This window comes from Aeromonas sp. QDB03 (genome assembly GCF_027707985.1).
Taxonomy (GTDB): domain Bacteria; phylum Pseudomonadota; class Gammaproteobacteria; order Enterobacterales; family Aeromonadaceae; genus Aeromonas; species Aeromonas hydrophila.
Genome location: NZ_JAPCJG010000005.1, coordinates 245,019 through 259,929, shown reverse-complemented (window position 1 = coordinate 259,929; position 14,911 = coordinate 245,019). Strand labels below are relative to the sequence as shown.

The 14,911-nt window shown below is 61.2% G+C and carries 14 protein-coding genes; 10 read left to right on the top strand and 4 right to left on the bottom strand.

Annotation, left to right across the window (positions count from 1 at the left end; genetic code table 11):
- Nucleotides 1-7: 7 nt before the first annotated feature.
- The gene (locus PG900_RS14670) at nt 8-661 is read left to right on the top strand and encodes a riboflavin synthase (RefSeq protein WP_226032228.1); all 654 of its coding nucleotides are present in this window, start codon (nt 8-10) and stop codon (nt 659-661) included.
- Nucleotides 662-802: 141 nt separating this feature from the next.
- Complete coding sequence (gene ribBA / locus PG900_RS14665; RefSeq protein WP_226032227.1) at nt 803-1,912, top strand: bifunctional 3,4-dihydroxy-2-butanone-4-phosphate synthase/GTP cyclohydrolase II; 1,110 nt, start codon at nt 803-805, stop codon at nt 1,910-1,912.
- A 63-nt stretch (nt 1,913-1,975) separates the two neighbouring features.
- Here the strand turns inward: ribBA and PG900_RS14660 are convergent, their stop codons facing one another.
- Nucleotides 1,976-3,175 (bottom strand): S1 family peptidase, encoded by a 1,200-nt coding sequence (locus PG900_RS14660; protein ID WP_270831707.1) that lies wholly within the window; start codon nt 3,173-3,175, stop codon nt 1,976-1,978.
- Between the two features lie 197 nt (nt 3,176-3,372).
- On the opposite strand from PG900_RS14660, the gene ribH reads away from it, so the two are divergent.
- The 8 genes from ribH (at nt 3,373) to PG900_RS14620 (ending at nt 11,663) form a co-directional block, all read left to right on the top strand.
- Nucleotides 3,373-3,843 (top strand): 6,7-dimethyl-8-ribityllumazine synthase, encoded by a 471-nt coding sequence (gene ribH, locus PG900_RS14655; RefSeq protein WP_016351731.1) that lies wholly within the window; start codon nt 3,373-3,375, stop codon nt 3,841-3,843.
- 14 nt (nt 3,844-3,857) lie between these two features.
- On the top strand, nt 3,858-4,271 hold the full coding sequence (gene nusB / locus PG900_RS14650) for a transcription antitermination factor NusB (protein WP_011707095.1): 414 nt from the start codon (nt 3,858-3,860) through the stop codon (nt 4,269-4,271).
- Nucleotides 4,272-4,331: 60 nt separating this feature from the next.
- The gene (gene thiL / locus PG900_RS14645; RefSeq protein ID WP_029299287.1) at nt 4,332-5,291 is read left to right on the top strand and encodes a thiamine-phosphate kinase; all 960 of its coding nucleotides are present in this window, start codon (nt 4,332-4,334) and stop codon (nt 5,289-5,291) included.
- Nucleotides 5,288-5,782: a phosphatidylglycerophosphatase A family protein gene (locus PG900_RS14640; RefSeq protein ID WP_045789154.1), complete on the top strand. Its 495-nt coding sequence runs from the start codon at nt 5,288-5,290 to the stop codon at nt 5,780-5,782. The genes thiL and PG900_RS14640 overlap by 4 nt, the downstream gene beginning before the upstream one ends.
- A 510-nt stretch (nt 5,783-6,292) precedes the next feature.
- A complete protein-coding gene (locus tag PG900_RS14635; RefSeq protein WP_011707092.1) occupies nt 6,293-8,017 on the top strand; it encodes a dipeptide ABC transporter ATP-binding protein in 1,725 nt (574 codons plus the stop codon).
- A 70-nt stretch (nt 8,018-8,087) separates the two neighbouring features.
- Nucleotides 8,088-9,644, top strand: a complete 1,557-nt coding sequence (locus PG900_RS14630; protein WP_011707091.1) for an ABC transporter substrate-binding protein — start codon at nt 8,088-8,090, stop codon at nt 9,642-9,644.
- A 99-nt stretch (nt 9,645-9,743) separates the two neighbouring features.
- Nucleotides 9,744-10,718, top strand: coding sequence for an ABC transporter permease (locus tag PG900_RS14625; RefSeq protein ID WP_011707090.1), 975 nt, complete (start codon nt 9,744-9,746; stop codon nt 10,716-10,718).
- A gap of 3 nt (nt 10,719-10,721) precedes the next feature.
- Nucleotides 10,722-11,663, top strand: a complete 942-nt coding sequence (locus PG900_RS14620) for an ABC transporter permease (protein ID WP_203133615.1) — start codon at nt 10,722-10,724, stop codon at nt 11,661-11,663.
- A 79-nt stretch (nt 11,664-11,742) separates the two neighbouring features.
- Here PG900_RS14620 and dxs read toward each other — a convergent pair whose 3' ends face one another.
- The 3 genes from dxs to xseB are packed head-to-tail and all read right to left on the bottom strand — an operon-like array spanning nt 11,743 to nt 14,772.
- Entirely contained in the window at nt 11,743-13,608 is a 1,866-nt protein-coding gene (dxs, locus tag PG900_RS14615; protein ID WP_270831705.1) for a 1-deoxy-D-xylulose-5-phosphate synthase, read from the bottom strand.
- Between the two features lie 21 nt (nt 13,609-13,629).
- Nucleotides 13,630-14,520, bottom strand: a complete 891-nt coding sequence (gene ispA / locus PG900_RS14610) for a (2E,6E)-farnesyl diphosphate synthase (RefSeq protein WP_139704818.1) — start codon at nt 14,518-14,520, stop codon at nt 13,630-13,632.
- Nucleotides 14,521-14,772: an exodeoxyribonuclease VII small subunit gene (xseB, locus tag PG900_RS14605; protein WP_016351725.1), complete on the bottom strand. Its 252-nt coding sequence runs from the start codon at nt 14,770-14,772 to the stop codon at nt 14,521-14,523.
- Nucleotides 14,773-14,911 lie beyond the last annotated feature (139 nt).

The following is a 14,911-nucleotide window of genomic DNA, read 5'->3' as shown; positions in this document are numbered from 1 at the left end:
GATCTGCATGTTTACCGGAATTATCGAAGCAGTGGGAACCCTGGCCGAGCTGCGCCGCCAGGGTGAGGACATGGCCCTCACCGTGCACGCACCGACCCTGGACTTTGGCGACGTCAAGCTGGGCGACTCCATCGCCACCAACGGCGTCTGCCTCACCGTGATCGCGCTCGGCGACAAGAGCTATACCGCCGACGTGTCGCTGGAAACCCTCTCCCGCACCGGTTTCGCCACCGCCAGGGTGGGCGATCGGGTCAACCTCGAGAAGGCGTTGATGCCCACTTCCCGCCTCGGCGGCCACCTGGTCTCCGGTCATGTGGACGGCATCGGCGAGGTGAAGAGCAAGTCCGCCAGCGGCCGCGCCATCGAGTACTGGATCAAGGCACCGGGCGAGCTCTCCCGCTACATCGCCGAGAAGGGCTCGATCGCGGTGGACGGCATCAGCCTCACCGTCAACGCGGTGCAGGGGGATCTGTTCCGGCTGACCATAGTGCCCCACACCGCCCAGGAGACCACCATCGCCCAGTGGAAACCTGGCTACAGGGTCAATCTCGAGGCGGATCAGATTGCCCGCTATCTGGAGCGCTTGATGACGGGCAAGCGCGAGGAGAGCAGCGCCTCCACCCTGACCCTGGAAAAGCTGGCCCAGTCCGGCTTCCTGTGATGGACCCTCGGCGGGAAAAACGCTTTTCTGTGATCCCGCGCCGATTGAAATGGGGCCTCCTGTGCCCCATCTAGAGCACAATAGGCAGTATCAAGTCGAGCCGACTGGCTCAATCCCCGCAGCATGTTGATGGAGTAGCCCATGGCGCTAAGCACGACCCAGGAAATCATTGCCGATATCAAGGCTGGCAAGATGGTGATCCTGATGGATGACGAAGACAGGGAGAACGAAGGGGACCTCATCATGGCCGCCTCCTGTGTCCGCCCGGAAGATATCAACTTCATGGCCCGCTACGGCCGGGGGCTCATCTGTCTGACCCTGACCCGGGATCGCTGCAAGCAGCTGGCGCTGCCGCTGATGGTCGATCGCAACAATGCCCAGTTCTCCACCGCCTTTACCGTGACCATCGAAGCGGCCGAAGGGGTAACCACCGGCATCTCCGTCGCCGACCGCGCCGTCACCGTGCAGGCGGCGGTGGCGCCCAATGCCAAGGCCGCCGATCTGGTGCAGCCCGGCCATATCTTCCCGCTGATGGCGCAGGACGGTGGCGTGCTGACCCGTGCCGGCCACACCGAGGCCGGTTGCGATCTGGCCCGGCTGGCGGGTTATGAGCCGGCGTCCGTCATCGTCGAGATCCTCAACGAAGATGGCACCATGGCGCGCCGCCCTGATCTGGAGCTGTTCGCGGAGCAGCACGGCATCAAGCTCGGCACCATCGCCGACCTCATCGAATACCGCAACCAGCACGAGACCACGGTGGAGAAGGTGGCCGAGTGCAAGCTGCCCACCGAGTTTGGCGAGTTCGACCTCATCACCTTCCGCGACACCATCGACAACCAGGTGCACTTCGCCCTGAAAAAGGGTGAGGTTCAGGCCGAGCAGCCAACCCTGGTGCGGGTCCATCTGCACGACGTGCTGAGCGATCTGCTGTTGACCGATCGCCACAGCGCCCGCAGCTGGCCGCTGCCCAAATCCATGGCCCGCATCGCCGATGAAGGCGGGGTGCTGGTGATCCTGGGGGCGGAAGCCCACGGCGCCGAGCTGCTGGCCCGGGTCAAGGGGTTCGAGGCGGCGGACAAGGGGCTGGCACCGGAAGGGGCCAAGTGGCAGGGTACCTCGCGCCGGGTCGGCGTCGGTTCCCAGATCCTCAAGGCGCTGGGTGTCGGCAAGATGCGCCTGTTGAGCTCACCGAAGAAGTACCATGCCCTCGGCGGTTTTGGTCTGGAAGTGGTGGAGTACGTCGGCGAATAAGCCTGATGCGATGAAACGGAGATGAAACAAGGGATGACCTCGGTCATCCCTTGTTGTTTTGCCTCAGCGGCGCCGGCGCAACCAGGCCAGCGGCAGCAGCAACAGGGCTGCGAATCCGGTGGCGCCACCACCGCCACTGCTTGAAGTGGTCGTCGTGGTGGTATCCGGAGTCTTGGTGGGCTCGCTGGTGAGACTGATCAAGGCCCCTTCAAGACGCTGGCTCGCCCCCTGTTCATTGGTGGCGGTGAGTTCAACGCCCTGCACGCGCAGGGTACCGACTGTATTGTTGCCATCGGCGCGAAGCCGCAGGGTGCAGGTTTGACCCGCTTCCAGACGGGCGGTGCAGCCGTTGCTCATGGCGGGGGCATCGCTGTAGATGCCGCTCAGGGTGACCGCCTGGTTGCTGCGGTTGGCCAGCAGGTAGTCGGCCCAGCCACTGGTGCCTGAAGGCAGGATCAGGCCGCGGACCGTGGTCAGGGTGACGCCTTGCTGCTGCTCGGCGATCCAGTCACTGAAGGCGGGGGCGTAGACATAGCCACCGGCGCTGCCGGTGGCGCAGGGGAAGGCCCCGTAGCTGGTCACGCCGACCAGTTGTCCACCATAAGTGAGCGGACCACCGCTGTCGCCTTTGCAGGTGTCCTGACCGGCCAGCTTGCCGGCGAAGATATGGGTCGTGGTCGGGTCACCGTACCAGAAGTCCCGGTCTCCCCGATAGGCGAGATCCACCGCCAGCAACTGCGGGCTGGCTTTGGTCGCGCTGGGGTCGATGCCACCGTACCCCAGGGCATGCAGCATGGTCGTGTTCTGCTGCCAGGTATCCTTGATGATGGGGTCGGCGATGGCGATCGGTGCCTGGGTAACGGGCGTGGCAAGGTGCAGCAGGGCCACATCCGAGGCGTTCGGGGTGTCGCGATAACCCAGATTGATCAGCAGGTTGACGTAATACTCCGGGTGCATCAGCACCTGGTCTACCTTGCTGCGAAGGTGAGGACGGCTGAGATCACTCACCCCGATGGCGACTTCCATGGGGCCGGACTGGGCCTCGGCGACGCAGTGCGCTGCGGTGAGTACCCACTGCTTGTCGATGAGGGTGCCGCCGCAGAAATTGCTCCAATTGCCGTTGACGACTTCGCCGACGGCCACCATCCAGCTGGGGGCTGTCACGGCGCTGCCGCCGATGATGCGCGGGCTGCCAGCATCGGCCTGAGCAGCCAGCGGCAGCAGGCAGGCGAGTGCGATGCCGCTGCGTTTGAAATCCAACATACTGAACTCCTTGGTGTTATTATTTTAACCCGTAGTAGGGTGACGTATTATTATCAGGTCGGATCAGTTAAGCAAAAAGTCAATTGCGCTCTCGTTGCCAGAATTGTGATGCATGTTTTTGTCCGATTCCCCTTTGTGCTAGAATGTGCGCACTTTTGACTCCGGCCCCTTTTGATTGCACAGAGACAGGATTTCCCATGAAGGTTATCGAAGGAAATATCGCCGCTCCTGAGGCGCGCGTTGCTATTGTCGTTGCCCGTTTCAACAGCTTCATCAACGAAAGCCTGGTGGACGGTGCGGTAGACGTACTGAAGCGTCAAGGTCAAGTCCAGGACAGCAACCTGACCCTGGTGCGAGTGCCGGGCGCAGTCGAAATCCCCCTGGCCATCAAGAAGCTGGCCAAGAGTGGTCAATATGACGCTATCGTGGCGCTGGGCACCGTCATTCGTGGCGGCACTTATCACTTCGATCTGGTGGCAAACGAGAACAGCAAGGGCATGGCCCAGGTAATGATGGAATATGAAATTCCGGTTGCCTTCGGCGTACTGACCACTGAAAACATTGAACAAGCCATCGAGCGTGCCGGTACCAAGGCGGGTAACAAGGGTGCAGAGGCAGCATTGAGCGCGCTCGAAATGATCAACGTCCTGAAACAGCTGGACGTGTAACGAGGAGAAATGCATTGAAACCGTCCGAGCGCCGCAAGGCCCGCCATTGTGCCACCCAGGCCATCTACCAGTGGCAGATGACCAAGGCCAACGTGGGCGACATCGAAGAGCAGTTCAAGATCGATCAGGACACCAAGGGTGTGGACCTGAACTACTTCCGCGATCTGCTGTTCGGAGTAGCCCTCCACTGCAACGAGCTGGACAAGGTCTTCGCACCTTTCCTCTCCCGTCCGCTGGAAGAAGTGGACATGGTGGACAAGGCGATCCTGCGTCTGGCGACCTATGAGCTGACCCGTCGTGATGATGTGCCGCCGCGCGTGGCCATCAACGAAGCGATCGAGCTGGCCAAATCCTTTGCTGCCGATGACAGCCACAAGTTTGTCAACGGTGTACTGGACAAGGTGATCAAGTCGCTGAACAAGCGTTGATCCTGCTGTCCGTCAACAGCATCTAAGAGAGGAGCCAGCTTATTGCTGGCTTTTTACTGTATGGGTGAATTCGAGCTGATTGATAAGTACTTCAAGGTCCCCCACGCCCGCAAGGACGTGGTGATGGGCCCTGGAGATGATTGTGCCCTGCTGACCCTGCCCCCCGACACCCAGCTGGCGGTGAGCACGGATACCCTGGTGAGCGGCGTCCACTTCTTTCCCGACATGGATCCGGTGGATCTCGGCTACAAGGCGCTGGCGGTCAATCTCTCCGATCTGGCTGCCATGGGCGCCGAGCCGCGCTGGGTCTCGCTGGCGCTGACCCTGCCCACCATCAACGAGGCCTGGGTGGCCGGCTTTGCGGAAGGGTTCCTGGAGCTTGCCGAATACTACAACGTGGCGCTGGTGGGCGGCGACATGACCCGCGGCCCGCTCTCCATCACGGTGTCGGTGAAGGGGTCGGTACCGGCTGGCCGTGCCCTGCTGCGCAGCGGTGCCAAGGCCGGGGACGGAGTCTATGTGACCGGCACCCTGGGCGATGCCGCCCTGGCGCTCTCCCATCTGCTGGCCAAGCGAACCCTCAACGAGAACCAGCTGGCGGCCGTGCTGCCGCGCCTCGACCATCCTCATCCCCGCATTCTGGCCGGACAGGCCCTGCGCGGGCTGGCCGGCAGTGCGCTGGATCTCTCCGACGGGTTGGCCTCGGATCTCGGCCATATCCTCAAGGCCTCCGGCGTGCGGGCCCAGATCGATCTCGATCTGCTGCCGCTCTCGCCGGTGCTGCAGGATGCGGTGAGCGAACAGGATGCCTGGCAGCTGGCACTGGCCGGTGGCGATGACTACGAGCTCTGTTTCACCGTGCCGGAGGAGCATCGCGGCGCGCTGGACACGGCGCTGGCCAACTGCGGCGTCAAGTTTACCCGCATCGGCCGCATCGTTGCCGGCGAACCGGGCATCGACTATCTGCGGGGCGAACAAACGGTGGCGCTGGAACTGAAAGGGTGGGACCACTTCGCATGAGCCTGTTGATGATAAAGCCTGAGCTGAAGCGGCTGAACCTGAAGCATCCGCTGCACTTTCTGGCGGTGGGCTTTGGCTCCGGCCTCTCGCCCAAGGCGCCGGGCACCATGGGGACGCTCGCCGCCATCCCCCTTTATCTGCTGGTGAGCGGTCTGTCAACGCCCTGGTTCATCGCGCTGCTGATAGTGGGCTTCGTGGCGGGCATCCGCATCTGCCAGAGCGCCACCGATGCCATCGGCATGCCGGATCACGGCGCCATCGTCTGGGACGAGGTGATCGGTTTTGGTGTCACCATGATAGCGGCCCCGGCCGGCTGGGAGTGGGTGCTGGCCGGCTTCGTGCTGTTCCGGTTGTTCGACATACTCAAGCCCTGGCCCATCTCCTGGTTTGACCGCCGCATTCATGGCGGCCTTGGCATCATGCTGGACGATCTCATCGCCGGCCTGTTCGCCCTGTTTTGTATGCAATCACTGGCATACTGGCTGGGTTGAGGGTGACAGCAAGGGGGAGTGCCATGCTGGCATCCCCCTATATATCTCTGTTTAGTTTTCATTCATCGGCATATGCTGCCGTTAAAAAATCATTTCACATAAATATTCACTACTCATTCGAAGCTTAAGACTATTGTGTCAATAGTGAATATTCCCGCCTGTTACGCCATTGTTGAAAGTAAAAGCACTAGTCAGGCATTTTATCGGTCATATAGTCTGTATATGTGATAGGAGTCATGATTTATGACTGCTGACTTGGCTGCTAACTGAGCAAAGTATTGCGAAATTGTATAACCCGATCATTTACACTCGCCGCCAAACCGTCTAAGTTACTCGCGGGTTATTCCAAAAAAATGCAAAAAACCCGCCCGGATCGCTGGTTTCGTTGTCTCATGGATTGAGCGTTTTGCAGTCATATCAAGCACTCAAGATCACCCCAAGGCACGACCGGCATCTGCGGCCGATTTACGGACGAATTATTTGGGACGGATGTCCCCCGCAGAGGTAAACATGTCCTTGCTCGAAGTGAAAAACTTGCGGATCGAGTACCCCTCCCGCTACGGGGTGCTGGCCGCAGTGAAGGATCTCTCTTTTTCCGTGGAAAAGGGGGAGATAGTCGGTGTGGTAGGCGAGTCCGGTGCCGGCAAGTCCACCATAGGCAACGCCGTCATCGACCTGCTGAGCCCCCCTGGCCGTATCGCCCGTGGCGACATCTATCTCAATGGCGAACTCATCTCCGGCAAGAGCCAGAACGAGATGCGGGCCATTCGAGGGTCGCGCATCGGCTTCATCTTCCAGGACCCCATGACCTCCCTCAACCCGCTGTTCACCGTCGAACGGCAGCTGGTTGAAACCATTCTGGCCAATACCGACCTCACCCGTGAGGCGGCCTTTGCCAAGGCGCTTTCCCTGATGGCGGCGGTGGGGATCCCGCAGCCTGAGCTGCGTATCAAGCAGTATCCTCACCAGTTCTCCGGTGGCATGCGCCAGCGGGTGGTGATTGCCATCGCCCTCTCCGGCGACCCCGAGCTCATCATCGCCGACGAGCCGACCACGGCGCTGGACGTCTCCATTCAGGATCAGATCCTCCAGCTCATCCGCAACCTCTGCAAAGAGCGGCAGGTGGGCTGCATGCTGGTGACTCACGACATGGGCGTGGTGTCCAACGTCACCGACAAGGTGGCGGTCATGTATCGCGGCGATCTGGTGGAGTTCGGTACCACCGAACAGGTGCTGGGTCGCCCCAACCACCCCTATACCCGCAGCCTCATCTCGGCGGTGCCCCGCTCGGATGTGAAGCTGGTGCGCTTCCCGCTGGTCTCCTATATCGAGGACGCCGGTGCGGCGGATACCAGCATCGATCTCAAGACCCATTGGCTTGGCCAGAGTCAGGACGAGCGTGCCTATGAAGGGGCGCTGCTGCGGGTGGAAAACGTGGATCTGAAGTTCGTCACCAAGGATTCCCTGTTCCCGAGCCGCCGCCAGTACGTGCGGGCTTGCAACAACATCAGCTTCGAGATCTTCGAGGGTGAAACCTTCGGCCTGGTGGGGGAGTCTGGCTCCGGCAAGTCGACCATCGCCCGTGCCATCACCGGCCTCTATCCGCCCGATACCGGCAAGATCTTCTTCGAGGGGATCGATCTGACCGCGCTCAAGGGTGAGCATGAGCGGCGCCCGCTGCGTCGCCAGATGCAGATGGTGTTCCAGAACCCCTACTCCTCGATGAACCCGCGCATGAAGGTACGCGACATCATCGCAGAGCCGATCCGCTTTCATAAGCTGGCCGGCAGCGAGAGCCAGATCGAGGGGATCGTGGGGGATCTGCTGGATCACGTCGGCCTTGGCCGTGGTGCCGGGGTGAAGTATCCCCACGAATTCTCCGGCGGCCAGCGTCAGCGCATCTCCATTGCCCGCGCTCTGGCGACCCGGCCACGCTTCCTCATCTGCGACGAGCCCACCTCGGCGCTGGATGTGTCGGTGCAGGCCCAGATCCTCAACCTGCTCAAGGATCTGCAGCAGGAGCTTGGCCTCACCATGCTGTTCATCAGTCACGATCTGCCGGTGATCCGCCAGATGTGCGATCGCATCGGGGTGATGCAGCACGGTCATCTGGTGGAAGTGGCGGAGACCGAGAAACTCTTTACCAATGCCGAGCATGAGTACAGCCGCAAGCTGATCTCCCTCATGCCGGAGTTCAAGGGAATGTCCCGCGAGGGGCTGGAAATCGCAAGCTAGGAAAGGGGCGGCCCGCCGCTCTGCTTGTCAAAAAAAGTGTCAATAAAAAGCCAAAAGCATGGAGAAAGACATGAAGAAAGGATTATCCAAGATTGCCCTGGCGCTGTTTGCCGCCGGTTTCGCTTTTAACGTTTCCGCCGTCGACATCAAGGTCGCCGTCGCCTCCGACGCCACCTCGCTGGACCCGCAGGAGCAGCTCTCCGGTCAGACCCTGGAGATGTCCCACCTGGTGTTCGATCCGCTGATGCGTTACACCCAGGACCTGAAATTCGAGCCGCGTCTGGCCGAGAAGTATGAGCGCATCGACGACAAGACCGTGCGCTTCTTCCTGCGCAAGGGCGTCAAGTTCCACTCCGGCAACGACTTCACCGCCGACGACGTGGTGTGGACCGTCAACCGTCTGAAGTCCTCAGTCGACTTCAAGGCCATCTTCGACCCCATCGCCGAAGTGAAGAAGGTCGATGAGTACACCGTCGATCTCGTCACCGCCAAGCCGTTCCCGCTGGTGCTGCAGACCGTCACCTATATCTTCCCGATGGACTCCAAGTTCTATACCGGCAAGACCGAGGCGGGCAAAGACAAGGCCGAGATCGTCAAGAACGGCGACTCCTACGCCTCCACCCATGTCTCCGGTACCGGCCCGTTCAGCGTCAAGTTCCGCGAGCAGGGCGTCAAGCTGGAGTACACCCGCAACGCCAACTACTGGGACAAGGCCTCCAAGGGCAACGTCGACAACCTGACCGTGGTGCCCATCAAGGAGGACGCCACCCGCGTGGCGGCCCTGCTGGGTGGTGACGTGGACGTGATCTACCCGGTTGCGCCGAACGATCTGGAGCGCGTGAAGAACGGCAAGGACACCCAGCTGGTGACCCTGTCCGGTACCCGCGCCATCATCATCGAGCTGAACCAGAACACCAACCCGGCGCTGAAAGACAAACGCGTGCGTCAGGCGATCAACTACGCCATCAACCAGGTGGGCATCGTCGAGAAGATCAACAAAGGCTTCGGTACCCCTGCCGGCCAGCTGAGTCCGAAAGGCTATGCCGGTCACAACGAGGCGCTCAAGCCCCAGTATGATCTGGCCAAGGCCAAGCAGCTGATGAAGGAAGCCGGCTATGAGCAGGGCTTCAAGATGAGCTTCATCTCCCCGGCTGCCCGTTACGTCAACGACGTCAAGATTGCCCAGGCCGTCTCCGCCATGCTGGCCAAGATCAACATCAAGGTGGATCTGAAGACCATGCCGGTGGCCCAGTACTGGCCTGAGTTTGACAAGTGCGCCGCGGACATGCAGCTGATCGGCTGGCACTCCGACACCGAAGACAGTGCGAACTTCTTCGAGTTCCTGACCTTCACCAAGGATGCCAAGACCGGCATGGGCCAGTACAACTGCGCCGGTTATGCCAACGCCGAGGCTGACAAGCTGGTCGAGCAGGCCAACGCCGAGACCGATCCGGCCAAGCGTGCCGAGATGTTGAAGAAGGTCGAAGCCATGCTGATCGACGACGCTGCCTATGTGCCGCTGCACTGGGAAGATCTGGCCTACGGCGCCAAGAAGAACGCCGACATCAAGCCGGTGGTCAACGTGATGAACTTCCCTTACTTCGGCGACCTGGTGGTCGGCAAGTAAGCGAAGGTTGCAAGGAAGGACGGGGCGGGGTGGTCAGCCGGCCACCCCGCCTGCTAACAGAAGCCTGTGCCATGACACAGGCCACGTAGAAGGACAAGCATGTTTACATTCCTGCTGAAACGGTTCTATCAGGCCGTGATAGTGATGTTCGTCATCAGCCTGGTCGCCTTCTCCATCCAGGACAACCTGGGGGATCCGTTGCGCGAGCTGGTGGGACAATCCGTCTCCGAAGCCCAGCGCCACGAATTGCGCGAGAAGATGGGCCTCAACGATCCTTTCCTCGTCAAATACAGCCGCTTCTTGAAGAACGCGGTACACGGGGATCTGGGTACTTCCTACTTCTTCAAGCGACCAGCCCTCGAGGTTATCCTCGACAAGCTGGTGGCTACTCTTGAGCTGGTGTTTGGCGCTGCGCTGATCATCGTGGTGGTCTCCATTCCGCTTGGGGTCTACTCGGCGATCCGCCCGCACAGCATACCGACCAAGATCATCATGGCGGGGAGCAGCATCGGCATCTCGATCCCGGTGTTCCTGACCGCCATCATGCTGATGTACCTCTTCTCCATCCAGCTGGGCTGGCTGCCGGCCTATGGCCGTGGCGAGACCTACAACCTGCTGGGCTGGGAGTCGGGCTTCTTCACCTGGGACGGAATCAAGCATTTGATCCTGCCCTGCGTGGCGCTCTCCTCCATCATGTTGCCGCTGTTCATCCGGCTGGTGCGCTCCGAGATGCTGGAGCAGCTCTCCTCCGAGTACGTCAAGTTCGCCCGTGCCAAGGGGCTGGACAACAACAAGGTCTACTACAGCCACGCTCTGAAGAACACCATGCTGCCGGTCATTACCGTCGGTGGTGTGCAGATCGGTACCATGGTGGCCTACACCATCCTGACCGAGAGCGTATTCCAGTGGCCGGGGACCGGCTTCCTGTTCCTCGAGGCGATCCACCGGGTCGATACGCCCCTCATCACCGCCTACGTCATCTTCGTCGGGCTCATTTTCGTGGTGACCAATACCCTGGTCGACCTGCTTTACGGGTTGATCAACCCGACCGTCAACCTGACCGCCAAGGGGTAACAGATGACTCATGCTGTAACTGCAAGCCCAAGCCGTTGGGCTCGTTTTAAAAATTCCGACATCGTCTACTACTTCCTGCGGGACAAGGTAGCCATGTTCAGCTTTGCGGTGTTCGTGGTGTTCGTCCTGGCGGCCCTGCTGGCACCCTGGCTGGCCCCGTACAACGTCTATGACCAGACCAGCTTCGATCTGATGGATGCCGAATTGCCGCCCTCCTGGCTGGAAGGAGGCGAAGAGCGCTTCTGGCTCGGTACCGACAACCAGGGCCGCGACATCTGGAGCACCATTCTCTATGGCGCCCGCATCTCGCTGACCATAGGTCTGTTCGCGGTGGCGCTGCAGCTGGTGCTCGGCATCGTCATCGGCCTCATCGCCGGTTACTTCGGTGGCCGCATCGACAGCCTGCTGATGCGCTTTGCCGACGTGCAGCTGTCGTTCTCCACCATGATGGTGGCGATCATCATCTCCGCCATCTTCCAGGCGACGTTTGGTTCCGAGTTCTACTCGAAGTTCGCCATCCTGATGCTGGTGGTGATCATCGGTATCGCCGAGTGGCCGCAGTACGCCCGAACCGTGCGCGCCTCGGTGCTGGCGGAGAAGAAGAAGGAGTATGTGGAAGCGGCCAAGGTGATGGGCTTTCGCGCCCCGCGCATCATGTTCCGCCACATTCTGCCCAACTGCCTGTCGCCGATCCTGGTCATCTCCACGGTGCAGGTGGCCAACGCCATCATGAGTGAGGCAGCCCTCTCCTTCCTCGGTCTGGGAATGCCGGTGGATCAGCCGTCGCTGGGCTCGCTCATCAGCGTGGGCTTCAACTACATCTTCTCCGGTTCCTGGTGGATCACCGCCTTCCCGGGCATCTGCCTGGTGGTGCTGGTGCTGGTCATCAACCTGTTGGGTGACTGGCTGCGGGATGTGTTCAATCCCAAGCTCTACAAGGGCTGATGGTCGCGGATAAACCAACGAGACAGAGAAACAAAAAGGGCGCCATAACGGCGCCCTTTTACTGTGTGTGCTGAGGGGGTCAAGCCTGCAGCCACTGCTCTATGCTGCGCTGGATGCCGGCGCCATCGAGCCCCAGCAGTGTGTAGATCTCCTCCTGGGTACCCTGTTCGACGAAGCGATCCGGCAGGCCGAGATTGAGCACCGGCTTGCACTGTTTGCTGCGCATCAACAGCTCGTTCACCGCAGAGCCGGCACCGCCCATGATGGCGTTGTCCTCGAGGGTGACGAACTGATCGTGGGTCGTGGCCAGGGAGAGCACCAGGGCCTCGTCCATCGGCTTGACGAAGCGCATGTCCACCAGGGTGGCATCGAGCGCCTCGGCAGCCGCTTTGGCCTGTTGCAGCAATGTGCCGAACGCCAGGATGGCGGTGCCCTTGCCCTGACGCACGATCCGGCCCTTGCCGAGCGCCAGCGCCTGCATCTCGCTCTCGACCTGGATGCCGGTGCCGCTGCCGCGGGGGTAGCGTACCGCCGCCGGCCCGTTGCACTGGTAGCCGGTGTAGAGCATCTGACGGCATTCGTTCTCGTCGGACGGGGTCATGATCACCATGTTGGGCACGGTGCGCAGGAAGCTGATGTCGAACGCCCCCTGATGAGTGGGGCCGTCGGCTCCCACCAGACCGGCCCGGTCGATGGCGAACAGCACCGGCAGCTCTTGCAGCGCCACATCGTGGATCAGCTGGTCGTAGGCACGCTGCAGGAAGCTCGAGTAGATGGCGACCACCGGCTTCTGGTCGGCGATGGCGAGACCGGCGGCGAAGGTGACCGCGTGCTGCTCGGCGATGGCCACGTCGAAGTAGCGATCCGGATACTGCTGGCTGAACTTCACCAGGCCGGAGCCTTCGCGCATGGCCGGGGTGATGCCGACCAGCCGCTCATCCTTGGCCGCCATGTCGCACAGCCACTGGCCGAAGATGGCGGAGAAGCTCGGCTTGCCACCGCTCGCCTTGGGCAGGGTGCACTCGTCCGGATTGAACTTGGGCACGCCGTGATAACCGATGGGGTCCTTCTCGGCGGGCTCATAGCCCTTGCCCTTCTTGGTCTTGACGTGCAGCAACTGCGGCCCCTTGAGGTTGCGCATGTTGCGCAGGGTCTCGACCAGGGCGTTGATGTCGTGGCCGTCGATGGGGCCTATGTAGTTGAAGCCGAACTCCTCGAACAGGGTGCCGGGCACCACCATTCCCTTGAGGTGTTCCTCGGCCCGCTTGGCCAGCTCCTTGACCGGCGGCAGACCGGCCAGCACCTTCTTGCCACCCTCGCGGATGGTGGTGTAGAGCTTGCCAGACATGATGCGGGCCAGGTGGTTGTTGAGCGCCCCGACATTTTCGGAGATGGACATCTCGTTGTCGTTGAGCACCACCAGCATGTCCTTGTGGACATCGCCGGCGTGATTGAGTGCCTCGAACGCCATGCCGGCGGTAATGGCACCGTCGCCGATCACCGCAACCACCTTGCGCCCCAGCCCTTCGCTCTCGGCCGCGACTGCCATGCCGAGCGCCGCACCGATGGAGGTGCTGGAGTGGCCGACCGAGAGCACGTCATATTCGCTCTCGCCGCGCCAGGGGAAGGGGTGCAGACCGTCTTTCTGGCGGATGCTCTGCATCCGATCGCGGCGACCGGTGAGGATCTTGTGGGGATAAGCCTGGTGGCCCACGTCCCACACCAGCCGATCGAACGGGGTGTTGTAGACGTAGTGCAGCGCCACCGTCAGTTCGACGGTGCCGAGCCCGGAGGCAAGATGGCCACTGGAGCGACTCACCGAACGCAGCAGATATTCACGCAGTTCGTTGCACAGTACGGGCAGTCGCTCGAAGGGCAGGGATCGCAACTCGACCGGCGTATCCGCGAGGGCCAGGTTGGGGAAATTGCTTATATCAACGCTCATATTGTTACTGTTATCCAGCGTTTAGTGGGTTCGCTCGATGATGTAATCGGCAAACGCTTCCAGAATGTCGGTATTGTAGGGCAAAGATTGCAAGGCTGTTAAGGCTTTACCATGCAGTTCGCGAGCCAGCTCACGGGCATTGTCGAGCCCCAGCAGCGCCGGATAGGTACTCTTTTCCAGCGCCAGATCGGAACCTTGTCGCTTGCCGAGGGTGGCGGTATCGCCCGTGATGTCGAGGATGTCATCCTGCACCTGGAAGGCGAGACCGATGGCGGCGGCATAGGTTTGCAGCGCGCTCAGGGTGGTTTCATCCACGTCGGCCTTGCACAGGGCGCCAAGCGCCACGGCGCACTCGATGAGGGCCCCGGTCTTGTGACGGTGTACCTGTTCCAGCTCGGCGAGGGAGATCTGGCGACCTTCCGCCTGCAGATCCAGCGCCTGGCCACCGCACATGCCGAGATAACCCGAGGCGCGGGCCAGCCGGCTCAGCATCCGTACCCGGTTGGCCAGCAGCGCGTCCGGCATCGGGTGATCGGCCAGAATGGTGAAGGCCAGGGTCTGCAGGGCGTCGCCGGCCAAAATGGCGGTGCCTTCATCGAAGGCCTTGTGCACCGTCGGCTGACCGCGACGCAGATCGTCGTTGTCCATGGCGGGCAGGTCGTCGTGCAGCAGGGAGTAGGCGTGAATGCACTCTACTGCGGCGGCCGGGCCATCCAGCAGTTCGTTCTTTACGCCCAGCATCTCGCCGACGGCGTAGACCAGGAAGGGGCGCACCCGCTTGCCGCCCAGCAGCAGGCCGTAACGCATGGCATCGCGCAGGCGGGGGGCCATTGCGGGCAAGGATTCAAGTTGTGCAGACAGACAGTCGTCAATACGTTGCCGGTGCAGGCGGGAAAAATCGTCCAGCGTCACTCACTCCTCTCCTTGCTCTGGCTGGAAGGGGACGGCTTGCTCGCTGCCATCGGCCTGAGTCAGCAGGATCTGGATCTTCTGCTCGGCCTGCTCCAGCTTCTGCTGGCCGGCCCGCACCAGATGAATACCCTGCTCAAACTGCTTGAGAGCCTCTTCCAGCGGCAGAGAGCCCTGTTCCAGTTGATGAACTATGGTTTCCAGCTCTTCCAGAGTGGCATCAAAACTCAGGCGGTCGATTTTTTTACTGGCCATGTCCATCCTCGGGGATTGAAAAAAACGGCTTATCTTAACATCGACGACGGGCAGGGGGGAGGCAGAAAAATGCCCTCGGCTTAAACTCTCGGAAAAGTGGCCGATAATAAGCCATCTTCCGAACGGGGAAAATTGTGGC